This window comes from Nocardioides sp. LML1-1-1.1, assembly GCF_040676175.1.
Lineage (GTDB): Bacteria > Actinomycetota > Actinomycetes > Propionibacteriales > Nocardioidaceae > Nocardioides.
Genome location: NZ_JBEGHK010000006.1, coordinates 286,390 through 309,424 on the forward strand (window position 1 = coordinate 286,390; position 23,035 = coordinate 309,424).

At 74.6% G+C, this 23,035-nt stretch carries 23 protein-coding genes; 10 read left to right on the forward strand and 13 right to left on the reverse strand.

Translation table 11 applies throughout. The annotated features are described in order from the left end of the window. Positions 1 to 118: 118 nt before the first annotated feature. Positions 119 to 1,225: a sensor histidine kinase gene (locus MRBLML1_RS20580; protein ID WP_364519541.1), complete on the forward strand. Its 1,107-nt coding sequence runs from the start codon at positions 119 to 121 to the stop codon at positions 1,223 to 1,225. Then, entirely contained in the window at positions 1,222 to 1,890 is a 669-nt protein-coding gene (locus tag MRBLML1_RS20585; RefSeq protein WP_364519543.1) for a response regulator transcription factor, read from the forward strand. The genes MRBLML1_RS20580 and MRBLML1_RS20585 overlap by 4 nt, the downstream gene beginning before the upstream one ends. On the opposite strand, the gene MRBLML1_RS20590 is transcribed toward MRBLML1_RS20585, so the two are convergent. Then, positions 1,853 to 2,521 (reverse strand): pyridoxamine 5'-phosphate oxidase family protein, encoded by a 669-nt coding sequence (locus MRBLML1_RS20590; RefSeq protein ID WP_364519545.1) that lies wholly within the window; start codon positions 2,519 to 2,521, stop codon positions 1,853 to 1,855. The genes MRBLML1_RS20585 and MRBLML1_RS20590 overlap by 38 nt on opposite strands. 67 nt (positions 2,522 to 2,588) lie before the next feature. Between MRBLML1_RS20590 and MRBLML1_RS20595 the strand changes: the two genes are divergently transcribed. Further along, entirely contained in the window at positions 2,589 to 3,920 is a 1,332-nt protein-coding gene (locus MRBLML1_RS20595; RefSeq protein ID WP_364519547.1) for a PLP-dependent aminotransferase family protein, read from the forward strand. A gap of 204 nt (positions 3,921 to 4,124) precedes the next feature. Here MRBLML1_RS20595 and MRBLML1_RS20600 read toward each other — a convergent pair whose 3' ends face one another. Further along, positions 4,125 to 5,342: an MFS transporter gene (locus MRBLML1_RS20600; RefSeq protein ID WP_364519549.1), complete on the reverse strand. Its 1,218-nt coding sequence runs from the start codon at positions 5,340 to 5,342 to the stop codon at positions 4,125 to 4,127. Between the two features lie 39 nt (positions 5,343 to 5,381). Between MRBLML1_RS20600 and MRBLML1_RS20605 the strand changes: the two genes are divergently transcribed. Beyond that, a complete protein-coding gene (locus MRBLML1_RS20605; RefSeq protein WP_364519551.1) occupies positions 5,382 to 6,041 on the forward strand; it encodes a FadR/GntR family transcriptional regulator in 660 nt (219 codons plus the stop codon). A gap of 45 nt (positions 6,042 to 6,086) precedes the next feature. Next, entirely contained in the window at positions 6,087 to 6,641 is a 555-nt protein-coding gene (locus MRBLML1_RS20610) for a hypothetical protein (protein WP_364519553.1), read from the forward strand. On the opposite strand, the gene MRBLML1_RS20615 is transcribed toward MRBLML1_RS20610, so the two are convergent. Continuing rightward, positions 6,589 to 7,485, reverse strand: coding sequence for a DUF559 domain-containing protein (locus MRBLML1_RS20615; protein WP_364519555.1), 897 nt, complete (start codon positions 7,483 to 7,485; stop codon positions 6,589 to 6,591). The two genes, MRBLML1_RS20610 and MRBLML1_RS20615, sit on opposite strands and share 53 nt — an antisense overlap. Positions 7,486 to 7,638: 153 nt before the next feature. Continuing rightward, positions 7,639 to 8,742, reverse strand: a complete 1,104-nt coding sequence (locus MRBLML1_RS20620) for a citrate synthase 2 (protein WP_364519557.1) — start codon at positions 8,740 to 8,742, stop codon at positions 7,639 to 7,641. Positions 8,743 to 8,854: 112 nt separating this feature from the next. On the opposite strand from MRBLML1_RS20620, the gene pdxH reads away from it, so the two are divergent. Beyond that, entirely contained in the window at positions 8,855 to 9,511 is a 657-nt protein-coding gene (gene pdxH / locus MRBLML1_RS20625; protein WP_364519559.1) for a pyridoxamine 5'-phosphate oxidase, read from the forward strand. Here the strand turns inward: pdxH and MRBLML1_RS20630 are convergent. Genes MRBLML1_RS20630 through MRBLML1_RS20665 form a run of 8 tightly spaced genes read right to left on the reverse strand, consistent with a single transcriptional unit; the run spans position 9,463 to position 17,744 of the window. Continuing rightward, entirely contained in the window at positions 9,463 to 10,728 is a 1,266-nt protein-coding gene (locus MRBLML1_RS20630) for a hypothetical protein (protein ID WP_364519561.1), read from the reverse strand. The two genes, pdxH and MRBLML1_RS20630, sit on opposite strands and share 49 nt — an antisense overlap. A gap of 57 nt (positions 10,729 to 10,785) precedes the next feature. After that, positions 10,786 to 12,021: a glycosyltransferase gene (locus MRBLML1_RS20635; protein WP_364519563.1), complete on the reverse strand. Its 1,236-nt coding sequence runs from the start codon at positions 12,019 to 12,021 to the stop codon at positions 10,786 to 10,788. Further along, positions 12,018 to 12,593, reverse strand: coding sequence for a hypothetical protein (locus MRBLML1_RS20640; protein ID WP_364519565.1), 576 nt, complete (start codon positions 12,591 to 12,593; stop codon positions 12,018 to 12,020). The genes MRBLML1_RS20635 and MRBLML1_RS20640 overlap by 4 nt, the downstream gene beginning before the upstream one ends. After that, positions 12,590 to 13,711: a glycosyltransferase gene (locus tag MRBLML1_RS20645; protein WP_364519567.1), complete on the reverse strand. Its 1,122-nt coding sequence runs from the start codon at positions 13,709 to 13,711 to the stop codon at positions 12,590 to 12,592. The genes MRBLML1_RS20640 and MRBLML1_RS20645 overlap by 4 nt, the downstream gene beginning before the upstream one ends. Next, positions 13,708 to 14,670: an NAD-dependent epimerase/dehydratase family protein gene (locus MRBLML1_RS20650; protein ID WP_364519569.1), complete on the reverse strand. Its 963-nt coding sequence runs from the start codon at positions 14,668 to 14,670 to the stop codon at positions 13,708 to 13,710. The genes MRBLML1_RS20645 and MRBLML1_RS20650 overlap by 4 nt, the downstream gene beginning before the upstream one ends. Next, a complete protein-coding gene (locus MRBLML1_RS20655; protein WP_364519571.1) occupies positions 14,667 to 15,917 on the reverse strand; it encodes a F390 synthetase-related protein in 1,251 nt (416 codons plus the stop codon). Before MRBLML1_RS20655 ends, MRBLML1_RS20650 begins: the two co-directional genes overlap by 4 nt. Before the next feature lies 1 nt (position 15,918). Continuing rightward, the gene (locus MRBLML1_RS20660; RefSeq protein WP_364519573.1) at positions 15,919 to 16,758 is read right to left on the reverse strand and encodes an MBL fold metallo-hydrolase; all 840 of its coding nucleotides are present in this window, start codon (positions 16,756 to 16,758) and stop codon (positions 15,919 to 15,921) included. Continuing rightward, a complete protein-coding gene (locus MRBLML1_RS20665) occupies positions 16,749 to 17,744 on the reverse strand; it encodes a 3-oxoacyl-[acyl-carrier-protein] synthase III C-terminal domain-containing protein (protein ID WP_364519575.1) in 996 nt (331 codons plus the stop codon). The genes MRBLML1_RS20660 and MRBLML1_RS20665 overlap by 10 nt, the downstream gene beginning before the upstream one ends. A 120-nt stretch (positions 17,745 to 17,864) precedes the next feature. Here MRBLML1_RS20665 and MRBLML1_RS20670 point away from each other — a divergent pair, with 120 nt between their 5' ends. The 3 genes from MRBLML1_RS20670 to MRBLML1_RS20680 are packed head-to-tail and all read left to right on the forward strand — an operon-like array spanning position 17,865 to position 20,162. After that, positions 17,865 to 18,455 carry a hypothetical protein gene (locus MRBLML1_RS20670; RefSeq protein ID WP_364519577.1) on the forward strand — a complete coding sequence of 197 codons (591 nt, stop codon included), beginning with the start codon at positions 17,865 to 17,867 and terminating at the stop codon, positions 18,453 to 18,455. 10 nt (positions 18,456 to 18,465) lie between these two features. Beyond that, positions 18,466 to 19,548 carry a hypothetical protein gene (locus MRBLML1_RS20675; protein WP_364519579.1) on the forward strand — a complete coding sequence of 361 codons (1,083 nt, stop codon included), beginning with the start codon at positions 18,466 to 18,468 and terminating at the stop codon, positions 19,546 to 19,548. 5 nt (positions 19,549 to 19,553) lie between these two features. Then, positions 19,554 to 20,162, forward strand: coding sequence for a hypothetical protein (locus MRBLML1_RS20680; protein WP_364519581.1), 609 nt, complete (start codon positions 19,554 to 19,556; stop codon positions 20,160 to 20,162). A gap of 26 nt (positions 20,163 to 20,188) precedes the next feature. Here MRBLML1_RS20680 and MRBLML1_RS20685 read toward each other — a convergent pair whose 3' ends face one another. Further along, the gene (locus MRBLML1_RS20685; RefSeq protein WP_364519583.1) at positions 20,189 to 21,109 is read right to left on the reverse strand and encodes a patatin-like phospholipase family protein; all 921 of its coding nucleotides are present in this window, start codon (positions 21,107 to 21,109) and stop codon (positions 20,189 to 20,191) included. 56 nt (positions 21,110 to 21,165) lie between these two features. Here MRBLML1_RS20685 and MRBLML1_RS20690 point away from each other — a divergent pair, with 56 nt between their 5' ends. Next, positions 21,166 to 22,878 (forward strand): CocE/NonD family hydrolase, encoded by a 1,713-nt coding sequence (locus MRBLML1_RS20690; protein ID WP_364519585.1) that lies wholly within the window; start codon positions 21,166 to 21,168, stop codon positions 22,876 to 22,878. The last annotated feature ends 157 nt before the right edge of the window (positions 22,879 to 23,035 follow it).

The window sequence follows — 23,035 nt, forward strand, 5'->3', positions numbered from 1 at the left end:
TCGCGAGCCGGCCCAGGCGCGTCCGCCGGAGGGCGGCGCGTGCGTACGCAGAACTGCGTACGCACGAGGCTCTCGTCGTCGTACGACGAGGCGGCCGGGCTCGCCTAGGTTCGGGGGCATGGACTCGAACATGTGGCTGGCCAAGCGCTGGTGGCTGATTCCGGTCGCGATCATCATCGTCGGCGGGTCGGTGGCGGTGAACCTCGGGCACGACGGGCACGTCGACGCCGGCGTCGTCGGCCGGGTGCTCTCGGTCGTGCTCGCGGCGGTCGCCGCGGGCTCGCTGCTGCTGCTCGACCGCTGCCCGGCCCTGCTGCTCGTGACCGGGGCTGCGAGCGGCGGCTACTTCGCGGTGGGTGGCGAGAACGGCCCGATCTTCTTCGCGCTGATCGTCGCCTCCTTCGTGCTGGCGACCCGGCGGCCGTTCCGGTCGTGGTTCCCGCTGCTGGTCGTCGCGGCCGTGCTGATCTGGGCCGGGCTGCTGGTGCGCGGGCTGCGCTGGGACGACCTCGTCGTCGGCGCCTGGCAGTCGATCGGGATCGGTGCCCTGGTCTCCTCGGCCGCCGCGATCGGCACGATGCTGCGCCAGGGCCGGGCCGCCTGGGTGGACCGCACGTCGCGCGCCGCCGCCGAGGAGCGGCTGCGGATGGCCCAGGACCTGCACGACGGCGTCGGTCACGGGCTCGCCGTGATCGCGATGCAGGCGGGCGTCGCGCTGCACGTGCTCGACAAGGACGCGGACCGCTCGGGCAAGGTCCGCGAGAGCCTGGAGGCGATCCGCGCGACCAGCCGGGAGGCGCTGGACGCGCTGCGCGTGGAGCTCGCGACGATCGCGGGGGAGGCGGCGCCGCGGCGGCCTGCCACCGGGGTCGAGGCGATCCCGGCGCTGGTCGAGCGGGTGCGCTCCGCGGGGCTCCGGCTGGAGGTGATCGGCGAGCCGGGTGAGCTGACCCCGCCGGTCGGCGCGGCGGCGTACGCCGTGCTGCAGGAGTCGCTGACGAACGTGCTCCGGCACGCCGCGGCGAGCACGGCCACCGTGGTGTGGGAGCGCGGCGCCGACACGGTCGCGCTGCGGGTGTCCGACGACGGGCAGGGCGGCGCGGTGCAGGATGAGGGCATGGGCATCAGCGGCATGCGTTCCCGGGTGGAGGCGCTCGGGGGGACGTTCCGCGCCGGGCCGGTGCCGCAGGGCGGGTTCGAGGTCAGCGCGGTGCTGCCCGCATGACCGGGCCGATCAGGGTGGCCCTCGTCGACGACCAGCCGCTGGTCCGGATGGGCCTGGCCACGCTGATCGAGAGCGAGCCGGACCTGGCGCTGGCCGGCGAGGCCGCCGACGGGCGCGAGGCCCTGGCCCTGCTGCGTCGTACGACGCCCGACGTGGTGCTCTGCGACATCCGGATGCCGGTCATGGACGGCCTCGCGCTGCTGGCCGAGGTGGCCGCCGACCCGGCGCTGGCTGCGGTGCGGGTGGTGGTCCTGACGACCTTCGAGCTGGACGAGTACGTCTTCGAGGCGCTGCGCCACGGCGCCAGCGGCTTCCTGCTCAAGGACGCCGAGCCGACGGCGATCCTCGACGCGGTCCGGGTGGTCGCCGACGGTGGCTCGCTGCTGGCACCGTCGGTCACCCGGCGGGTGATCGACCACTTCGGTGCGAGTCGTGCCGCCCGGCCGCACCCCCGGCTGGGCGACCTGACCGAGCGCGAGGTGGAGATCCTCGGCTGGGTCACCACCGGGATGTCGAACGCCGAGATCGCTGCGGCGCTGGTCGTCAGCCCGGACACCGTCCGCACGCACGTGAGCCGGGCGATGGTGAAGCTCCAGGCGCGCGACCGCGCGCAGCTGGTCGTCTTCGCTATCGAGTCCGGGCTGCGACGTCCGCCGGGACGCTGAGGCCGGGCAGGTTGTCGGCGGCGCCGACCGGCGTACCGATGGTCCGGGTGATGGGCACGTGCCCGCCCCAGACGCCCGCGGCGACGTCCTCGGGCTCGTCGACCGGGTCGCCGGCGCGGGCCTTCATCGAGGCCTCCCGCAGCGGTACGGCGAGCACCGCCGTCGCCGCGAGCTCCTTGCGGGTGCTGGGCCGCATCGTGGCCGCCCGCCCGGGGATCATGTGGTCCACGATCAGGTCGAGCGCGTGGATCCGCTCGTCGGGGTCGTCCACGAGCCGGGCGGTGCCGATGACGACCGCCGAGCGGTAGTTCATGGAGTGGTGGAACGCCGAGCGTCCGGCGACGAACCCGTCGAGCTCGGTGACCGTCACGCACACGGTCGCGCCGGCCGAGCCCTGCAGCCAGCGCGCCGCCACCGAGCCGTGGAAGTAGAGGGTGCCGTCGGCGTCGGGGCCGTCGATGTCCACGGCGTACGCCGTCGGCAGCACCAGCGGGTGGTCGCCCACCTGCACACCGAGGTGCGCGACGAGGGCCTCGTCGAGGAAGGCCAGCAGCTCGGCGCGCTCGCTGACGGCGCGGTTGCGGCCGCGGTTGACCCGGGTGCGTGCGGTGGGCTCCAGCGTGGACGTCATGGCACCATCGTGGATGACAAGTGGCCTGGGTGCACGGGCCACTCCACGACGACTCTGGCAGGCCACTTTGCTTCCCGTCCGGCTCGACCGCGCCGACCCGCAACCGCTCGGCACCCAGCTCGCCGACCAGATGCGCGCACTGGTGCTCTCCGGCGCGCTCGCGGGCGGCGACCGGCTGCCGGCCTCCCGGCGGCTCGCCGCCGACCTCGGCGTCTCCCGCTCGGTCGTCGAGCAGGCCTTCGACCAGCTGCTCGCCGAGGGCTGGCTGGAGGCGCGGCAGGGCGCCGGCACCTGGGTCGCCGACGGCGTGGCGCACCGGGCCCGGGCCTCCGCCCGCCGCGGCGTGCCGGCGCCCGAGCGGCCGCTGGTCATGCTCGACGCCGGCACCCCGTGGATCGACCCGCGCCACGAGGGGACCTGGCGCCGGGCGTGGCGGGAGGTCTCGACCGCCACACCCCCGCGCGGGTACGACGACCCCCGCGGCCTGCCCGCCCTGCGCGCGCTCGTCGCCGAACGGCTCGGCCGGACCCGCGGGCTCGCGGTGGACGCCGACCAGGTCCGCATCACCGGTGGCATCGGCGCCGGTCTGCGCCACGTGCTGGCGATCCTGCCGCGCGCCCCGATCGCGCTGGAGGACCCCGGCTACCGGGCCGCCGTCGCCGCCGTCCACGAGTCCGGACGCACCGTCCGGGACCTGCCCGCGCTGGAGCCGGTGGACGACCTCGCGGGCTGCGCGGCGGCGTACGTCACCCCGGCCCACCAGCACCCGCTCGGCCGGGTGATGCCCGCCGCCAACCGGCTCACCCTGCTCGCCACTGCCCGGCGGGACGAGGCGCTGGTGGTGGAGGACGACTACGACTCGGAGTTCCGCTACGACGTCGCGCCGGTCCCCGCGCTCGCCTCGCTCGATCGCGACCGGGTGGCATACCTGGGCACGGCGTCGAAATCGATCCTGCCCTCGCTGCGGCTGGGCTGGGCCGTCGTACCGGACGATCGGGTGCGGGCCTTCGACGCGCACCGCCGGCTCACCCACGACGCGCCGCCCTGGCCGGTGCAGCGGGCGATGGTCACCCTCCTGCGCGACGGGTACGTCGACGCGGTGGTCCGCTCCGCGCGCCGGGTCTACGCCGAGCGCGCGCCCCGGGTCGTCGCCGCCCTGTCGCCGTACGCCGAGCTCGCGGGCCCGGTCGCCGGCATGTACTCCACCTGGCTGCTCCCGCACGCCCGCGCGGTGCGGGTCCGTGCGGCCGCCGAGGACGCCGGCTTCCGGGTGAACCTGCTGCGCGACTACTGCCGCACGGCCCGCCTCAGCGGCCTGGTCGTCGGCTTCGGCGGCCCCACCGACGCCGAGCTCGACCGGGCGCTCGACGTCCTCGTCGGCGCGCTCGATCGCTTGTAACTACGTGTTCATGTATCTACCAGGGTGGTAGACCACCCGGGTAGATGCCACAACGCCCGGGTAGATGTCGGTGTGCCGGTCCCGAGCATGCTCCGTGGAGGACGCGCCGTATCGGTCAGCGTCGGCTGCCGCCGGAGCATCTACCAGGGTGTTGGTGTATCTACCAGGGTGGTCTACCACCCTGGTAGAGGCCATAACACGTAGTTACAAGCGCTCCGGAGCGCCGATCTTGACCGGGCGCCCGGCGAGGTAGCCGACGCTGACCTGGACGACGCCGAGGCCGACCAGCAGCGCGCAGGGCAGGGCCCAGGAGTCGGTGGCGTGGTGCAGGACGCCGACGACGAAGGGGCCGCCGGCCGCGATGAGGTAGCCGACGCTCTGGCCCATCGTCGACAGGGCCGCGGTGTCGGCGGTGCTGGTGGTGCGCAGCGCGAAGCAGAGCAGCGCGATCGGGAAGACGGCTCCGCCCGCGCCGAGCAGGGCGGCCCAGAGCCAGGCGCCGCCCTCGGGGGCCAGGCCCAGGCCGGCCCAGCCGACGGCGGTGAGCGCGGTCAGCGCGGCGATCAGGTGGCCCTGGTGCCGCATCCGGCCGGCGAGGCTGGGTGCGAGGAAGAAGAACGGGACGCCGATGATGATGCTCACCGCGAGCAGCAGGCCGGCGGTCGCGTCGCTGAAGCCGGCGTCGGCGTACAGGCTGGGGAGCCAGCTCATCATCACGTAGGCGAACAGCGACTGCGTGCCGAAGAGGACGGTGACCGCCCAGGCGGTGGGGCTGCGCCACAGCGCGGCGCCCTTGACCGTCGTACGCCGCACGACGCGACCACGCGCGAACGGCAGCCAGGCGAGCAGCGCGGCCACCGCGACGAGCGCCCACAGGCCGAGGCCGAGGCGCCAGGAGTCGGTCGCGTCGGTGAGCGGGACGGCGAGCGCGGCGCCCGCGGCGGAGCCGATCGAGAGCACCGCCGTGTAGGCCCCGGTCATCGCGCCGACCTTGCCGGGGAAGTGCTCCTTGACGATGGCCGGCACGAGCACGTTGGCCAGCGCGATGCCGGCGCACGCGACGAAGGTGCCGGCGACGAGCGCGGGGGTGCCGTCGAGGACGCGCAGGACCAGGCCGGCGGCGAGCACGACGAGCGCCAGCGCGAGACCGCGGTCGACGCCGATCCGGCGGGTGACCGACATCGCGGTGGCGCCGACCATCGCGAAGCAGAGCACCGGCAGCGAGGTGAGCAGGCCCTGGACGGTGGGGGAGACGCCGATCTCGCCGAGGCGGTCGAGCAGGGCGCCGAGGCTGGTGACCGCGATCCGCAGGTTGAGCGCGACGAGGAGGACCGCCACGACCAGGCCGACGCCCGCGCGCCGGTGCGACTGCGAAGATGGTGCGGTCGCACCGGTGGGGTGCGCGCGGGCGACGCTGGCCATGTCGCTTAGTATGGCAGACATCGGATGATTGGACGAAAGATGCCCCTGGCACCGGCTACCTCAGCCTCGCTCGTCGACCAGGCGATCGACGGCATGCGCGCGCTCCTCGCCAGCGGGGAGTGGACGGTCGGCACCCGGATCCCGCCGGAGCCGCAGCTCGCCGCCTCGCTCGGCGTCAGCCGCAACACCGTCCGCGAGGCGGTCAAGGCGCTCGCCCACGTCGGCGTGCTGGAGGTACGCCGCGGCGACGGCACCTACGTCGCCGCCGTCACCGAGATGCGGGCGCTCATGCGCCGCCAGGCCGAGCGGGTCGACCTGGCCCACCTGCTGGAGGTGCGGCACGCGATCGAGGTGCAGGCCACGACCCTGGCCGCGGCTCGTCGTACCGACGCCGACCTGGCGGTCCTCGACGCGATCATCGCGCGCCGCCGGGACGCGGTGGTCGCGAGCGACGGGCCCGCCTTCGTCGACGCCGACGTCGACTTCCACGTCGCGGTCGTCGCCACCGCCCACAACCCCCTCCTCGCCGAGCTGTACGACGGGCTGGTCGAGACCCTGCGGGCGAGCATCGACGACCCCGCCGACGGCTCCGACACCCTGGCCGCCGAGCACGACGCGGTCCTGGAGGCGATCCGCAGCGGCGACGCACCCGCCGCCGCGGTGGCCGCCGCCGAGCTGCTCGACCACGTGGAGCGCTGAGCCCGCGGCTCAGGTGCGCGGCCGGACCGCCGATGAGCACCGGTCATGGTCGTACGCCGCCTGCTCGCCGCCCTCGTCGCCACCACCCTCCTCGTCCCCGCCGCCGCCTGGTCGCGGGCGCCGATCGAGGCCTACGCGCCGTACCAGCCCGCCACGCGCTGCGCCCCCGCCGCGAAGCCCGGCACGCAGGTCCTCGCCCGCTGGACCGTGGGCCGCTACGGCGGCCGGCTGATCGGCATCTCCCGGGCCTGCGGCGGCAGCCGCTCCGAGCACCAGGAGGGGCGCGCGTTCGACTGGGCAGCCGACGTACGGCGTCCGGCGGACCGGCTCCGGGTCGCGCGGCTGATGCTCGCGCTCTTCGCCACCGACGGCGCCGGCAACCCGGACGCCCTGGCCCGGCGGATGGGCATCATGTACCTGATCTGGAACGACCGGATCTACTCCGCGTGGGACGGCTTCCAGCCGCGCCCCTACCTGTCGTCGTCGTGCCGCACGCTGGCCCGCTGCTCGCCCACCCTGCGCCACCGCGACCACCTGCACGTCTCGCTCACGCGGGGCGCGGGGCAGGGGCACACGTCCTGGTACGCCGGGCGGCTGTGAGCGTCGCGCGCACCCGTTCCTGCTCGAACATCACGTCCTCCCAGCTGAACCGCAGCACGAGCCAGCCGTGGGCGGCGAACGCGTTGTAGCGCCGGGCGTCCGAACGCAGGGCGGCGCGGTCGCCGTGCCAGGCGAACGAGTCCGCCTCCAGGACGATCCCGAGCCCCTCGTCGACCAGGTCGGCGCGGCCGAGGAAGGTCGTGCCGCCGCCGGGCGCGGGCACGCGCACGGACACCTGCGGGCGGACGTCGAGGCCGGGCACCCCGAGCGCGATCGCGCGCAGCACCGACTCGAACGGGTTGGCCGCGTCGGGGTTGGCCCGCGAGGCCACCTGCCGCATGCGCACCGCGTGGGGTCCGCGGGCGTCGCGGACCAGCGCCTGGAGCCGGGTCGGTGAGTGACCCTCGCGCAGGGCGGAGTCGGCGACGGCCAGTGCGGCGTCGTACGGGAGGTGGCGCAGGCAGTCGACCAGGGTCCGGTCACGACTGGTGACGCCGTCGACGACGTCGTCCGGGCGGAGGTCGAGGCGGCGCAGCTCGACCCGGCGTGTCCGCTCCGGTGCGACCACGCGCCGACGCGGCACCGCGACCTGGGGCCGCTCGGGTGGGAGCTTGACGGCCCAGCCCCAGTGCAGCGCGGCACTGGTCAGGCAGAGCACGCCGCTGAGTGCGTGCGCGGCGGCGCGGGCGCCGTCAGTGGTGGGCATGGCGTAGCGGCCGCGGGCGAGCCGGACGACCTCGCCCGCCCGCAGCGCGGCGTCCACCTCGGCCCGGGTCGTCAGCCGGAGCAGGCTGGCACGCGAGGCGACGCCACCCAGGCGGGCGAGCTCCTCGGCCACGGACATGCCCCCGAGTCTCACCCGGAACCGTCGCGCTCCGGGATCTCTGTCCACAGGGCTCGTAGCCGGAAGGACACGATGTGACCCCTGTGAGAGAAGTGATGGGAGGGGCGCCTTTCGGCATCCCTCCCATCAACTACGTCCGCGTGAGTACGAGGCTCACTTCGCCCAGTCGGCGTTCCAGCCCTCGATGTCGCTCGCGGGGCGGGTCGACGGCCCGGTGTAGACGGCCGAGGGGCGGATCAGGCGCCCGGTGCGCTTCTGCTCGAGGATGTGCGCCGACCAGCCGCCGGTGCGGGCGCAGGTGAACATCGAGGTGAACATGTTGGCCGGCACCTCGGCGAAGTCGAGGACGATCGCCGCCCAGAACTCCACGTTCGTCTCCAGCACCCGGTCCGGCCGGCGCTCGCGGAGCTCGGCCAGCGCGGCCTGCTCCAGCGCCTCGGCGACCTCGTAGCGGGCGGCGCCCAGCTCCTTGGCCGTGCGGCGCAGCACGCGCGCCCGCGGGTCCTCGGCCCGGTAGACCCGGTGGCCGAAGCCCATCAGTCGCTCGCCGGAGTCGAGCAGGCCCTTGACGTAGGCCCGGGCGTCGCCGGACTTCTCGACCTCCTCGATCATGCCGAGCACGCGGGAGGGGGCGCCGCCGTGCAGCGGACCGCTCATCGCGCCGATGGCGCCGGAGAAGGCGGCCGCGACGTCGGCGCCGGTGGAGGTAATCACCCGCGCGGTGAAGGTCGAGGCGTTCATGCCGTGCTCGGCCGCGGACGACCAGTAGGCGTCGATCGCGTGCGCGTGCTTGGGGTCCGCCTCGCCGCGCCAGCGGATGAGGAACTTCTCGGCCAGGGTCCTGCCCTCGTCCACCGTCTTCTGCGGTACGACGGGCAGGTGGAGGTCGCGGGCCGACTGGCCGGCGTACGACAGCACCATGACGGCGACCCGGGCGAGGTCGGCGCGGGCCTGCTCGTCGGTGATGTCGTAGCTCTGGCCGAAGCCGAACGCCGGCGCGAGCATCGCGATGGCTGCCTGGACGTCCACCCGGACGTCACCGGTGTGCACCGGCAGGCTGAAGGCCTCCGCCGGCGGCAGGCCGGGGGTGAACGAGCCGTCGATCAGCAGACCCCACACGTTCTCGAACGGGACGCGGCCGGCCAGGTCCTCGATGTCGACGCCGCGGTAGCGCAGCGCCGAGCCTTCCTTGTCCGGCTCCGCGATCTGGGTCTCGAAGGCGACGACGCCCTCCAGTCCGTGGTGTACCTCAGGCATCGGCGACTCCTTCGTTGCGTGGGGGGTCCGCCGGACACCCGGCGGGCCCGCAGGCCACTCGCATTCTGCCGCACGCTCTCGGGGCCGCCCCCGCGTCCCCTAGGTTGGACGCATGCCCGACGCCGAGCAGAGTCCCGACCTCGCCACCCTCCGGGCCGAGTACGGCGTCGCCGGGCTCGACGAGCTGAGCGCCGACCCCGACCCGTGGGCCCAGTGGCGCCGGTGGTTCGACGACGCCGTGGCGGCCGGGCTGCACGAGCCGAACGCGATGGTGGTCGCGACCGTCGACGCCGACGGCCGGCCCTCCGCGCGCACCGTCCTGCTCAAGGGCGTCGGGCCGGACGGCTTCCGCTTCTTCACCAACACCGCCTCCCGCAAGGGCGCCGCCCTGGCCGTGCACGCCGGCTGTGCCCTGCTCTTCCCGTGGCACCCGCTGGAGCGCCAGGTGCGGGTGGAGGGGGTCGCCGTACCGCTGTCGGAGGAGGATGTCGCGGCCTACTTCGCCTCCCGCCCGCGCGGCTCCCAGGTCGGCGCCTGGGCCTCGCCGCAGTCGCAGGTCGTGGCCGGGCGCGACGAGCTCGACGTGCGCTACCGCGAGGTCGAGGAGCGCTTCGCCGCGCAGGACGTGCCGGTGCCGCCGGAGTGGGGCGGCTACCGCGTCGTGCCGGACCGCTTCGAGTTCTGGCAGGGCCGGCCCGGCCGCATGCACGACCGGCTGCGCTACACCGCCACCGAGGCCGGCTGGACCATCGACCGGCTGGCTCCCTGAGGCGAGTCGTTGTCGTCGCCGCCGTCGTCGGAGTCCCGCGACGCCGCGTAGACCACGCCCAGCACGACCAGCACCACGATCACCGCGACGAGCAGCAGGGTCTGGTGGCGGTCGTCGGAGGAGGCGTCGTAGGCGACCTTCTCCGGCTTGGGCTGCTTGGTCCTCTTCGGCTTCTTGGCCTCCTCGGCCGCCTTCGGCTCCTCGACGGGTGCGGCCTCCTCGGCCGGTTGCGGCGCGGCCTTCGCGGCGCGCCGGGCGGCCTTCTCGGCGCGGGCCTTGTCCCGGCCGCGCGTACGTCGGCGGCGGACCCGGTCGCTGCCGGCCGGCAGCTCGCCCTCGAGCGGCTCGAAGTGCGGGACCGCGAAGGTCGGTGAGACGAAGTTGCGGAACTCGTCGTGCATGCCCCGGCCATCGTCCTCTGCCTCGACGTCCGGCTCGATGTCTGCCTCGACGTCCGGCTCGACGTCCGGCTCGACGTCCGGATCGGGCTCCGGCTCGACCGCGGCGACGGGCTCCGGGTTCGGCTCCGGCTCCGGCTCGGGGGCGGGCTCGCGGACCGGCTCGACCCGGACGTACGCGGTCCCGGTGACGCGGGACAGGTCGAGGGGCGGGAGGTCGTCGGCGTCGTCGGGGACCCAGGGGTCGGTCAGCGGGTCCGTCAACGGGTCGAAGCGGGGGACCGTGCGCGACGGGGTGAGCAGGCTGCGGAACTCGTCGTGCTCGACCCGCTCGACGACCGGCTCCGGCTCGGGCTCTCGCTCGGGCTCTCGCTCGGGCTCGGGCTCCAGGGCCGGCTCGGGCTCGGCGACCGGCTCGGGCTCCGGTTCCGGCTCGACCTCGGCGACCGGCTCCGGCTCGGGTGCGAGCTCCACCGGCGCGGCGCTCGGCCACGACGCGGCCGGCACCGTGTCCAGCACGATCAGCAGCGCCTGGGCCGTCGGCCGCCGGTGGTCGGGGCCGGAGATCGCGCGCATCAGCACCTCGGCCGCGAACGGCGGGAAGCCCGGCACGACCTCGGCGGGCGGGGCGGGATCGCCCTCGCCCGGGTCCACTCCGGTCAGTGCGTGGTAGGCGAGTCTCCCGAGGACCGCCGCGTCCGTCTCGCCCAGCAGCTGCAGCAGCGCGATGGCCTGGTCGGCCGGGAGCGGGTCGGGCGCGGTCGTGGCGATCAGCGCGTCGAGGTGGGCGCGCGCACTCGACGGATGCCCCATGTCCATGGGCGCATGATCCCGCGATCGTGGCGTCTTCGTAGCCGAATCCGATAACCCGTGGTGTCAGCCGAGCCGGGCCCGCACCTCGGCGGCGATCGTCTCCACGGCCGGCTCGGCGGCGATCCGGGCGGCGATCCCCGCCGCCGCCGAGCGGTACGACGGCTCGTCGAGCACCCGTGCCACGAGGGCCCCGAGGTCCTCGCCCCGCCGCGTCCGGACCGCCACGCCGGCGTCCTCCAGGCGCACGGCGTGGTCGTACTGGTCGTAGTCGACCGGCCACACCACCGCCGGCAGGCCGGCCGCCAGGGTGTGCCCGAGGACGCCCGCCCCACCGTGGTGGACGACCGCGTCGAAGCGGGCCAGGTCGCGGGCGTAGCTGACGTAGTCGTGCACGACCACCCCGTCCGGCGGCGCCACCGCCACGGGCGAGCCCAGGCTCACGTGCACCCGGACGTCGTCGGGCAGCGTGGCGACGGCGCGCGCGGCCGCCGCCAGGAGCGCCTGCTTGTGCCAGGGCAGGTGGGTGCCGGCGGTGATCAGCACGTGCCGGTGGCGCGGGTCGAGGTCCGGCGGAGCGGCGTCGGTGGGCGGGGTGAAGAGCACCGGGCCGGCGTACCGGACGGCGGGCGGGAGGTCGCGCTCGTACTCCACCGCCCCCGGCGTCAGCGCGAAGACCCGCTCGGCGGAGTAGATCGCCTCCGAGCCGTCGGCGCGGTAGATCCGGGGCAGGCCGACGTCGGCCAGCCGGACGCCGGCCAGCCGCGGCGCGACCCGCTTGAAGGCACGCACCCAGCGCCGGCCGACGGCGTCGCGGGCCCGGCCGAGCGGGGTGCGACCCGGCCGCCACCCACCGAGGTACGACGGCGGGCCGCTCCGCCCCTCGATCGCGCACGGCGAGGGGTGGACCGTCCACCACGGTGCCCCGACCGCGTCGGCGGCGGGACCGACCGCGCCCATGGTGAAGTCCGCGATCACCAGGTCCGGCGGCGCCGGGCGCCACAGCTCCAGCAGCTCGGCCTGGAAGTCGCGCTGGAGGCCGACTGCGGCGTGGAACTGCCGCAGCAGCTTCCGCGGGTGGCTGCCGATCCGGTACGGCGGGTCGACCACCGTCTCGATCACCTCGTCCGCGCCCTCGAGCAGCGCGACCCCGCGCACCCCGGAGGCCTCGGTGACCGCCAGCGCACGCGCCGTGCTGATCACCCGCACCTCCAGGCCGGGCTCCGCGGTGAGCCGGGCGGCGATGCCGAGGACCGGGTGGAGGTGCCCGGCCATGGGCGGTGCGACGAGGTCGACCCTCACGCGGCGTCCTCGCCGAGCTCCGTCGCGAGCCGGTGGCACAGGGCGGCCAGCTCGGGGGAGTCGAGGTAGTCCAGGTGTCCCGAGCGGACCTCCACGTCGCGCGGCCACCAGCGGGCCAGGTGGTCGCTGCTGCTGGCGACCCGGATGGTCCGGCACCGCGGCGGCCGGGTCGCGACCGCGCCGTAGGCGACCACGGTCAGCCGGTCGAGCACCTCGCGCGGCAGGTCCAGCCGGCCGAGCAGGTCGAGCCCGATCGAGCCGGCCAGGACGAGGGTGTGCTCGGCGCGGGCCAGCTGCGCCTCGACCCCGGGCCGGTGCCGTGCGGCCCAGCCGGTCATCAGCAGCCGGATCCGCACGAAGAGCACGAGGTGGCGCAGGCTGCCGAGCCAGATCGGCACCTTCCGCCACTCCGATCCATGGGGAGGCGCCAGTGCGCCGTCGTAGGGGAAGTTGAGCCGGATCTTCGCGGCCTCCGGGACCGGCAGCGCGTCGAGGAAGGCGTCCTGGACGGGGGACAGCGCGCAGCTGCGCGGGTCGCTCTGGCCGGTCAGGTAGAGCACCTGGAGCCTCATCGCACGGCCTCGAAGTCGTCGTCGGCGCGCACCCGGTAGGTGCGGGTGCGCCACTGGATGGTGCGCTGCACGGCGCCGTGCCCGAGGTGCAGCGGCTGGACCAGCTCGGAGGCGAGCGAGACGCCGGGCCGGTGCAGGGGGCGGCCGTAGATCCTCCGCTGCACGTGCCGCAGCAGCAGCGCGCGGCCGCCGAGCACGGCGACGAGCGGCAGCAGCCGCCGTTCGCGCACGGAGCCGGCGAGGACCAGCGCGAGCAGGTTCGGGTGCACGCCGTGCAGGAGGCTGATCGCGGCGACGGTGCGCGCCGGCTGGCGGCGCAGCAGCAGGTTGGCGAAGAGCATCCAGCGGTGCATCAGCCGGGTGTAGTGACCGGGTCCGTCGATCGTGGTGGTGAGCCACTGGGGCGAGGCGGTCTGGCAGATCGTGCCGCCGCTGGCGAGCACCGCGCCCGCGACGGCCAGGTCGTCGGTCAGGTGGCGCATCAGTGGGGTGAACCCGCCGATCGCGCGCAGGTCGGCGACCCGCATCGCCCAGGTCATCCCGTTGATCGTCACGGGGGCCAACGTCAGGTAGGTCATCGCGGCGTTGTTGTCGACGAACTGCTCGACCAGCCGCGCCCACACGTTGCTCCCCGGCAGGTACGCCGGCAGGCCGGTCGCCAGCGTCGCTCGCTCCAACCCGCCGAGCAGAGCGCCGAGGCTGGCCCGGGGCAGCCGGGTGTCGTCGTCGAGCACGAGGAGGACCTCGTCGCCGGCCGCCGCGTCGAGGGCGGGCTGCAGCTTGGCGAGCTTGGGGTTGACCCCCTCCGGTGCGGGCGGGCAGAGGCGCACCTCGAGCCGCTCGACCGGGCCGATCCGCGCGACGACCCGCTGCGCCTCGGCGTCGTCCTCGTCGACCAGCCAGCAGAAGCGGGCGCCGTCGAGGGAGAGCAGGTTGTCGCGCAGCGCGTCCTCCAGTCCGGGGTCGCCGGACAGGATCGGCTGCACGACGACGACCTTGCCGATGTCGCCGGGCTCGGTGGCGGGCGGCGCCTGTGCCGCGTTGCGCAGCGTCACCGCGGCCTTCGCTCCCTGCAGGCCCAGGTAGCCCACCGCGGCGGCGGTCAGGCCGCGGCTCACAGCCGCTCCTTCTGCCAGGTCACGAAGGCGTCCACGCCCTCGGCGACGGAGATCCGGGGCGGGCCGAGGTCGCGCAGCATCTTGTCGGGCACGAACGTCTTGGACCAGCTCAGCACCCCCACGCCGTAGGGCGTGATGGGCGGCTCGCCCGGCAGGTGCAGCACCCGCCAGACCCGCTCCAGCACGCCCGCCGCGCGCATCGCGGTGGTCAGGCTGACCTCCCGCGACGGCGGGTCGAAGCCGAGCCGGGCGATCACGTCGAGCAACAGCGCCTGGATCTCCACCGGCTCGGCGTTGGTGAGGTGGTAGACCCCGGTGAGCTCGGGCCGTGCGGCGAGCTGGAGCAGGTGGTCGGCCAGGTTGTCGACATAGACGAGGTCGCCGACGGCGGGCTCGGTGCGCCCGGTCAGCCGCGGGATGCGGCCCGCCTTGGCGGCGGCGATGATGCGCGGGAAGAGCACGGTGTCCTCGGGGCCGAAGACCGCGCGCGGGCGCCCGATCACCCAGGGGCCGGCGTAGGTGCGCACGAGCCGCTCCGAGGCGGCCTTGGTGCGGGCGTAGTCGTTGGCGAAGGTGGCGGGCAGCGGGGTGTCCTCGGTGAGGTCGAGCTGGTCGCCGTCGCGGTAGAGCACCGAGGACGACGACACGTGCACCAGCCGCGGGTCGCCCAGCGCCGCGCACCAGTCGAGGACGGTCTGCGTGGCGACGACGTTGTCGCGGTCGTAGTCTGCCCGCTTGGCGTACGGCGTCGCGCGGGCCGCGCAGTGGATCACCGCATCGGGCCGCCAGGGCAGCTGCGGCAGCTCCTCCGGCGCGGTCCGGCCGAGGTCGACGCTGGCGTAGTCGGGCCGGTCCAGCCGGCGCCGGCCGATGCCGAACACCTCGTGGCCGGCCTCCTTCGCCAGCGCGACGGTCCGCCCGCCGACGAAGCCGGACGCGCCGGTCACCAGCACCCTCATGACACCCTCCTGATCCGTCGCCGCTTCTGGTCCGGCGCCTCCACCGGCCACCCCATCGGCACGACGGTGGGCGGCTGCGCCCGCAGCCGCGCCGCCAGCCGCTCGACCTCCACCGCGACCCGGGGGATCCCCGCCGGGAGACCGGTGACGGCGATCCGCCACTCGGTGCCGTGCTGCTCGATCCGGTAGTCGCCGAGCTCGCCGGCCAGCGCGACGGCGTGCCGCAGCACGTCCGGGTAGACCGGGACGTCGCCGAGCACCAGCACGTCGTCGGCCCGCCCGAGCACGGCGGCGATGCTGCGGCCCGGCCGTCCGCAGGGGCAGGGTCCCGGCGCGGCGAGCAGGACGTCGTCGAGCCGGTGCCGGACGACGTACTGGGTGGTGCGGGTGAAGTCGGTGACCAGCGGCCGGAAGCGCCGGTGGTCCAGCCACTCCGGCTCGATGTGGACGTGCCCCTCGTTGAGGTGCAGCCGCCCGGCGGGACAGCTGACCGCGAGCAGCCCCTCGGTGGCCTGGTAGATCTGCTCGACCGGCCGGCCGAAGGCGCTGCTGATCACCGCCTCGTCCTCGGGGTCGAGGGTCTCGGCGACCGAGATCACCTGCACCGGCCGCAGCCCCACCGGCTTCGCCTCGGCGATCCGGCGCAGCACGCTGGCCGGCGCGACGAGCACGTCGGTGCCGGGCAGGTCGGGCAGGTGGTCCTCGACCGGCACGGTCAGGTCGTGCCAGGAGAAGCGCACCCGTCGGCTGTCGAGGGTCTCGTAGAGGTTGCTGTTGGCGCGCAGGAAGAGCGCGACCCGCAGCGGCCGGCGGGCGAGCACGCGCAGCGAGGCGGGCGCCATCATCTGCCCGAGCAGGATGCCCGCCCACAGCCGGCTCTCCTCCTCCGAGACCAGGAAGACGCCGCGGGTGCCGGTCGTGCCGGAGGACAGCCCCACCGTCACTCCACCGGGCAGGGTGTCGGTGAAGTCGCGGGAGCGCTCGGCGGCCTCGGCCACCGACAGCGCCTGGTCGAGGGTGATCCCGTAGCGGTTGAACGCCGCGAAGTCGGCCAGCACGGTGCGCTTGTCGACGATCGGCAGCTGCGCCAGGGGCCGGCCCGCGAAGCCTGCGTAGAAGGACGCCCGGGGCAGGTCCTCGCGCAGGAAGCGGTCGAGGGCGCGGGTGCGCGCGGCGTCGTAACGGTGGGGGAGGAGCCAGCGCTCGCGGGCGAACGCGGCGGCCACCGCCGCCTGGGAACCGGCCAACTCAGGCTCCGGCGTACCAGGCCGCGTGACCCTCGGGGCAGTGCGCCGGGAGGATCAGCAGGTCGGGGTGCGCGGCGTCGAGCGCGTGCAGCGCCGCGAGCGTGGAGAGCGTGGTCGGCCAGTCGTGCATGACGTTCTTCGCCAGGCGGGACGGCGGCTTGAGGTCCTTGTAGGAGCGGGTCGTCCAGGCCGCGTCCCCGACCAGCAGCACCTGCCGGCCGCCGGAGGTGAAGAGCAGGCCAAGGTGCCCCGGCATGTGCCCGGGCAGGTCCACCGCCAGCAGGCTCCGGTCGCCGAGCAGGTCCCACGCGGTCAGGCCGGCCACGTCGGCGCGGGCGAAGGACTCGACCGGGTCGAGCCGCTCGCGCAGGTCGTCGGGCAGCAGGGCGGGCAGGATGGCGTGCCGGGTCGCGGTGAGGCCGCGCAGCGAGAGCGCGTGCTCCGCGCCGGACGCACCCGCGACGATCCGCGCCCGCGGGTGGTCGAGGAGGCCGCCGACGTGGTCGCCGTGGAAGTGCGACACCACGATCCGTCGTACGTCGGCCGGGTCGATGTCGAGCGCTGCGAGCTGTCGCGGCAGGTGCTCCGCCTCGGGCAGGGTCACCGGCAGGGTGCTGCGGTAGAGCCACTCCGGCAGCCGGCGGGTCGCGTCGAAGAAGTGCTGGGAGTAGCCGGTGTCGAAGAGCGTCCACCCGTGCCGTGGGTGGTGCAGCGCGCCGACGTACGACGGGAACTCGATCAGGCGCAGCCGGCCACCCTGGCGGGCCATCGCCTCCGGGCCCTTGCAGTGGCCCACGCGCAGCCAGTGGAAGGTGACCTCGGGCTGGTCGGTCAGTAGCACAGCACCACTCCGCCCAGGCTGATCCCGGCACCGGTGCCGAGCAGCAGGGCGTGGTCGCCCCGGCGCAGCCGGCCGCTCTCGATCGCGGCGTGCAGCGCGGACGGGAGCGAGGCCGCGACCTGGTTGCCGTGGTCGGCGTAGATGTCGACGAGGCGGTCCTCGACGCCGAACTGCTGGCGCACCCAGTCGAGCCCGTGGTGGCTCGCCTGGTGGGGCACGACGACCGGCAGGTCCGCCATCGCGAGCCCGGCCTCGTCGAGCAGCTCGTCGACGAAGCGCGGCAGGTGCTTGAAGGCGAGCCGGAAGACGGCGCCGCCGTCCATCCGGAAGCGCCCCCACTCGGCGTAGTCGCCCTCGACCCGGTCGGGCGCCCAGCGCGAGCCGCCGCCGCGGATCTCGCAGGTGTGCGCGCCCTCGCTGTAGGTCTCGAAGCCGGCCGACAGCACGCCGGAGCCGGTGTCACCGGCCGGGCCCACCACGGCCGCGGCGGCGCCGTCGCCGAAGATCCCGGACGCGCCCAGGTCCGACCAGTCCAGCCCGACCGAGGCCAGGTCGCTGGAGACGATGAGGACGTGGCGGTAGCGGCCGGCGGTGACCAGGGTCGCGGCGAGGTCGAGCGCGACCAGGAAGCTCATGCAGCTGGCGTTGACGTCCCACGCGGGGATCGGCCGCCCGGGCGCGAGGGCCTCGTGCATGAGCGCGGCGTTGCACGGCAGCGGCTGGTCGGGGGTGCCGCTGGCGCCGATGATCACGTCCACGTCGTCGAGGTCCAGGCCGGCCGCGGCGACGGCCTTGCGGGCTGCGCGGGCGCCCAGGTCGGCGGCGGAGCCGCGCTCGACGTAGCGCACCCGGACGCCGGTCCTGGCCTCGACCGTGCCCGGCGCGAGGCCGAGCCGCTCGTCCATCGCGGCGCTGGTCACGGCCTCGTCCGGCACCACCGCGCCGGTGCCGAGGATGCGCAGCGCGCGGAACCCGAGACGTGGCACGGGTGCTCCCCCTTCGTCGTGTGTCCCGACAATAACGTTGTTTGCCGCGGCCGCGTCCGGGGACGGTGAGGGGGCACCCACTCCTGCTCCACTCTCCGCATCCGATCTCGGGAGGACACCGTGGCCGACGGCTACGACGACAACGACCTGGCGACCTACGACCCGAGCTCGGGTCTGCCGGACGTGGGTCACGGCCCCGGCTTCGGCGCGGCGCTCTACTCCCTCTACAAGGCCGGCCAGATCGAGATGCCCGGCATCGCGCAGCGCTACTCCGCGATGACGTGGACGACCCACACCACGGCGACCTACGTGCAGGGCCAGGGGCCGGCCGCCGGCAACCCGCCCGCGCTCACCGGGCTCGCCGAGCTGATCGACGACCTGCAGGTCGCGCTGCGCACCACCACGATCAGCGTGCGCGACTGCGGCACCGCGCTGTCCCAGATCGCGCTCGACTACGCCGGCACCGACCGCGAGGCGCAGGAGGCGTTCAACCAGCGGATCCGCGACCTCGACGACCAGACCGACTTCACCGGTGGTCCGCCGACGATCCCGGACCCCCCGAACGCCGACGACCCGCTGCCCTACATCCCGCCCTCGGAGACCCCGCCGGAGCTGGACGAGCTGCCCGACCGGGACGGTCCGGACGTCGACCTGCCCGACGACGACGGCGGTTCGGGCGGGTCCGACGGCGACTACGGCAGCACGGACTGAGGGGACGACCATGGGAGACAACGCCAACGAGACCCCCTGGGACCCCACCGGCTTCTGGGACGCGGTCAACGAGAGCATGAAGCTGGCCGCCGAGCTGCGCTACCTCGACCTCGCCGTCGACTACCTGGAGAGCGACGCGACGTACCCGAGCCCCAACGAGGTCTACGGACCGACCGACACCATCAGCATCCGGCTGGGCTGGACCTACCCGTTCAACTTCTCCATCCGCCAACCGGCCTCGCTCGCGACCCAGGGCTGGGCCGACGGTGTCGAGCAGCACCTGCAGGGCCTGGTGGAGACGGCCTCGACCTGGGCGAGCGGCGAGTTCTCCAGCCTGCGCGGCCGGGTCGACGACATCACCCAGCCGATCGCGGCGACCTTCGTCACCGGTGCGGAGCGGCTCAAGACCGACGTCGCCGACGCGCTGAGCACGACCGTGCCCGAGGAGCTGTCGACCGCGCTCGACCTGGGCATCGAGCAGTTCTGGGGGAGCACCGCAGAGGCCTTCCAGACCGGCTACGTCGACCGGTTCGGTGCCGCGCGGGAGAACCAGATCTTCGTCGCCAAGGCCTGCGGGGTGATCTCCGCGGCCGCCGGCGGCATCGTCAAGTCCGCCCAGCACAGCCTGATGAACACCGTCTGCACGACCCGCGACGCGCTCAAGTCCCAGCTGCTCGCTCGGCCCGGCCAGCACAGCGGCGTCGCCGAGCTGTCCACGATCTTGATGATCGCCAGCAACGTCGCCGAGCTGCTCGGTGTCTTCAAGCTCCCCGAGTCCGTCGAGGAGGCGCTGAGCGTGACCAGCACGATGATCGGCTTCGCCGAGAAGGGCGTCGAGCTGGGCAAGACCGAGGAGTTCACCGCCACCACGGCGGAGCAGATCGTCACCGGCATGAACGGCAAGGTGACCACCCTGCTGGAGCGCTACGACGCGCACTGGGACTCGTTGCAGAGCCGCCGGGTCAGCCGGCTGAGCGGCATCATCGCCAGCATGCCCACCGACAAGCCCTTCTTCCCGCCGCGGCCGGACCTGGCCGACGGCGCCGCGCCCGGCGAGTTCTACTACCACAACTCGCCGCTGCACGACGGGTGAGCGCGATGCGTCGCGCGGGCCTGCTCGCCCCGCTGCTGCTGGTGCCGCTGGCGGCGTGCGGTGCCGGCGACCCGCCGTACACGGGCCTGGCGGAGGCGGTCTGCGACGGGCTCGGCGCGCCGGCGCTGGTGCGCTCGTCGTACCCCGGGATGACGGTGAGCGCCGAGGAGACCGTGGAGGGCACGGGCCGGGACGCCACCCGGGTGTGCGGGATCGAGCTCGGCGCCCAGGACGGGCGGACGCTGAGCATCAGCGTCGAGCTGGAGCTCTTCGGCGAGGACGTGCCCGACGAGGACTTCGAGCGGCTGGCGTCGATCGACGTCGCCGACTACCAGGACGACGGCGCCGAGCAGGGCGCCGGTCACGAGAGCGCGACCGAGGGCTGGTGGGCCGAGGGCCTGCACCGGGAGACGTCGTGGACCGACCCGCGCGGCGACGGCGGCGTGGGCGGCTACCTCGGCACGGACGCGGTCCGCCGGGACAACCTGCTCGTCACGGTGCTCGTCATCGATCGCGACAACCCGGTCACCGATCCCCGGGCGATCGCCGCGACGCACGCGAAGGTCGTCAGCGCGCTGCTCGAGCGTGCCGAGGACCTCGCCCGGCGCGACTGACCGCCGCGACCGGCCGGCGCGGCCGATCAGCGCTCGGCGTCGTCCAGCGCCTGGCGGGTCAGCTCACGGCCGAGGTCGACCAGCTCCTCGGCGCGGTGGAAGTCCAGGGTCCGCGCCGCGCCCAGCGGCACGGTGACCAGCACGTCCGGCGGCAGCGCGGCCAGCCGGTAGCGCGTGATCAGGCTCTGCATCGCGTCGAAGGACTGCGCGACGACCTCCGAGGTCCGTACGTCGGGGCGCACCTCGGCCTCGGCCGGCGCCTGCGCCGGTGCCTCCGGCGCCCCGATCGGCACGACCTCCGCCAGGTCGTCCCCGCGCCGGAAGCGCCGGCGCAGGTCGGCGGCCCACTCGGCCCGTCGTACCGAGAAGCCACGGGCGGGCGAGGACGGCTCGTGCGGCTCGCGCGGTCCCTGCAGGGACACGGCGAGGGTGAAGTCGGCCGCCGCGGCGGCCGTCGGCTCCAGCGGCAGCGGGTTGAGCAGGCCGCCGTCGACGAGGACGCGGCCGTCGACGACCGCCGGGGTGAACAGCCCGGGGATGGCGATCGAGGCGCGGATCGCGGGGATCAGCGGACCGCGCTGGAACCACACCTCGCGGCGCGCCGCGAGGTCGGTCGCCACCGCGGTGAACGGGATCGGCAGGTCCTCGATCATCACCTCGCCGACCAGCTCGTCGAGGCTCGCCATCAGCCGTTCCGCGCTCGCCGCGCCCCCGCCGCCCCAGGTCGGGTCGGCCAGCCGCACCACGCGGCGCTGGGTCAGCGTGGCCGCCCAGTCGGCGAACTCCTCGTCCTTGCCGGCGGCGATCAGGCCGCCGACGACGGCGCCCATCGACGTACCGGACACGGCGACGACCTCGTGCCCACGGGCGCGCAGCTCCTCGACCGCGCCGAGGTGGGCGTAGCCGCGCGCACCACCGGAGCCGAGGACGAGAGCGACGCGTGCCATGGCCCCATTGTCCCGGGGTCGGCATAGCCGCGGGCGCGTGGTCTCGTTGGGCCACCATGGACAAGCGCATCGCAGCGGTCCTGCTCGCGACCGCCGTCACCGGCACGGGCCTGGTCGCCACGCCGGCTCCGGCCCGCGCCGAGGAGCCCGTGCGGGTCGTCGTCGAGCAGCGGTTCACCACCTCCGACGGCGTCGAGCTGCAGACCACGCTCACCAGCACCGGGCCGGTGAGCGCCAAGCCGACGGTGGTGGAGTTCTCGCCGTACGGCGACGGCAGCCAGACCCTCGACGTGAGCGCCGACTACAACTTCCTGCTGGTCCAGGTCCGCGGCACCGGCGACAGCGACGGCTCGTTCGACGCGCTCGGGCCGCGCAGCCAGGCCGACGTCGTGGAGACCCTGCGGTGGGCCTGCGACCAGCCGTTCAGCGACGGCCGGCTCGCGCTCAACGGCTTCTCCGCCAGCGCGATCGTGCTCTACAACTCCTGGCACCAGCGGCTGCCCTGCGTGAAGGCCGCGATCCTCAAGTCCGGCACCCACGAGCTCTACCGCGACCTGCTGGTCCCCGGCGGCATCCTCAACCTCCTTCCCGGTGCCGGCGTCCTCGGCCTGATCGGCGCTCCCGCGCTGCTGCAGGGCATCGACCGCCTCGAGCGCGACCCCGGCTCCTCGCTCGACGTCGTCGGCGGGCTGTTCAGCACCGGTGTCGACGTGCTCGCCCATCCCACCCTCGACGACTGGTGGCGCCAGCGTGGCTGGCGCGGGGACGCCAACGACATCCCGGTGCTGATGATCAACGGCTTCTACGACGTCGAGTCGCGCGGCGCCTTCCAGGCCTACCAGGCGTTGCGCGCCGACGGCGCCCACCTCGTCATGGAGGGCGGCCACGACGGCGTGCCCGCCGGCACCGACGGCGGGCGCGGTGAGGCCGCCGCCTGGCTCGACCACTACGTGCGCGGCGTCGACAACGGCGTCGAGGCCACGCCCCGGGTGAGCCTGACCCTCGCGCAGGGCTCGCGGGCGTCGTACCTCGCGGGGCAGCACACCACCGTCACCGCCTCCGACTGGCCCGTGCCCGGGACCCGGTGGGCGGAGCTGGCGCTGGCGCCGGGCCGGGCGCTGACCGGTGCCGTGCCGTCGGCGCGCTCCGTCGCGTCGTACCTGACCGTGCCGACGCTGCCCACCATGACCGACGTACCGAACATCGCGCTGCTGGAGGCCGGCGGGCTCAGCGCCCTCACCGGCGCGCTCCCGCTGCTCGCCCGGTCGGACCTGGCGGCCCTCGACGGGCTCACCGGCCAGTCCTTCACCACCCGCCCACTCGCCGCGGACGCCGACCTCGCGGGCCCCGTCGCCCTCGACCTGACGATGGCCACGACCACCCCCGGCTCCGGGATCTGGGCCGTCCTGTCCGACGTCGCCCCCGACGGCAGTGCCCACCCGCTCACCGTCGGCCGGCTCTCGACGAGCTATCCCGGGATCGACCCGGCCCGCTCGCTCACCGACCAGGTCGGCCGCGTCGTCTCGCCGTACGGCGACTACACCCACCCCTCCGCCGCCGGCCCTGGGGAGTTCCGCCGCTACCAGGTCGAGCTCTGGCCCGTCGGCAACCGCTTCCGCGCCGGCCACCGCATCCGTGTCCAGCTCGTCGGTACGTCGCTCGCCTCCCCGCTCGCCCTGCCCGGGCTGCACTCGGTGCGGATCGGTGGCCTCGACGGAGCCCGGCTGCGGCTCCCGGTGCTGCCCGGCAGCGACCTGTCCCTCCGTTGACTTGGGGTTTCCCACCCGCGACTTGGGGCTTCCCACCCGCGACTTGGGACTCGGCGACGACTCCGCCGGGGGGGAACCGCCAACTCACGGGTGGGAACTGCCGACTCACGGGTGGGAAACCCCAAGTCGACGGAGAGGCGGCGGATAATCGCTTGTG

What these genes read in the sequence shown, in the direction of transcription:
- MRBLML1_RS20580 (WP_364519541.1), top strand. Translation starts at nt 119, where the DNA reads ATGGACTCGAACATGTGGCTGGCCAAGCGCTGGTGGCTGATTCCGGTC.
- MRBLML1_RS20585 (WP_364519543.1), top strand. Translation starts at nt 1,222, where the DNA reads ATGACCGGGCCGATCAGGGTGGCCCTCGTCGACGACCAGCCGCTGGTC.
- MRBLML1_RS20590 (WP_364519545.1), bottom strand. Translation starts at nt 2,521, where the DNA reads ATGACGTCCACGCTGGAGCCCACCGCACGCACCCGGGTCAACCGCGGC.
- MRBLML1_RS20600 (WP_364519549.1), bottom strand. Translation starts at nt 5,342, where the DNA reads ATGGCCAGCGTCGCCCGCGCGCACCCCACCGGTGCGACCGCACCATCT.
- MRBLML1_RS20605 (WP_364519551.1), top strand. Translation starts at nt 5,382, where the DNA reads ATGCCCCTGGCACCGGCTACCTCAGCCTCGCTCGTCGACCAGGCGATC.
- MRBLML1_RS20610 (WP_364519553.1), top strand. Translation starts at nt 6,087, where the DNA reads ATGGTCGTACGCCGCCTGCTCGCCGCCCTCGTCGCCACCACCCTCCTC.
- MRBLML1_RS20615 (WP_364519555.1), bottom strand. Translation starts at nt 7,485, where the DNA reads ATGTCCGTGGCCGAGGAGCTCGCCCGCCTGGGTGGCGTCGCCTCGCGT.
- MRBLML1_RS20620 (WP_364519557.1), bottom strand. Translation starts at nt 8,742, where the DNA reads ATGCCTGAGGTACACCACGGACTGGAGGGCGTCGTCGCCTTCGAGACC.
- pdxH (WP_364519559.1), top strand. Translation starts at nt 8,855, where the DNA reads ATGCCCGACGCCGAGCAGAGTCCCGACCTCGCCACCCTCCGGGCCGAG.
- MRBLML1_RS20630 (WP_364519561.1), bottom strand. Translation starts at nt 10,728, where the DNA reads ATGGACATGGGGCATCCGTCGAGTGCGCGCGCCCACCTCGACGCGCTG.
- MRBLML1_RS20640 (WP_364519565.1), bottom strand. Translation starts at nt 12,593, where the DNA reads ATGAGGCTCCAGGTGCTCTACCTGACCGGCCAGAGCGACCCGCGCAGC.
- MRBLML1_RS20650 (WP_364519569.1), bottom strand. Translation starts at nt 14,670, where the DNA reads ATGAGGGTGCTGGTGACCGGCGCGTCCGGCTTCGTCGGCGGGCGGACC.
- MRBLML1_RS20675 (WP_364519579.1), top strand. Translation starts at nt 18,466, where the DNA reads ATGGGAGACAACGCCAACGAGACCCCCTGGGACCCCACCGGCTTCTGG.
- MRBLML1_RS20680 (WP_364519581.1), top strand. Translation starts at nt 19,554, where the DNA reads ATGCGTCGCGCGGGCCTGCTCGCCCCGCTGCTGCTGGTGCCGCTGGCG.
- MRBLML1_RS20685 (WP_364519583.1), bottom strand. Translation starts at nt 21,109, where the DNA reads ATGGCACGCGTCGCTCTCGTCCTCGGCTCCGGTGGTGCGCGCGGCTAC.
- MRBLML1_RS20690 (WP_364519585.1), top strand. Translation starts at nt 21,166, where the DNA reads ATGGACAAGCGCATCGCAGCGGTCCTGCTCGCGACCGCCGTCACCGGC.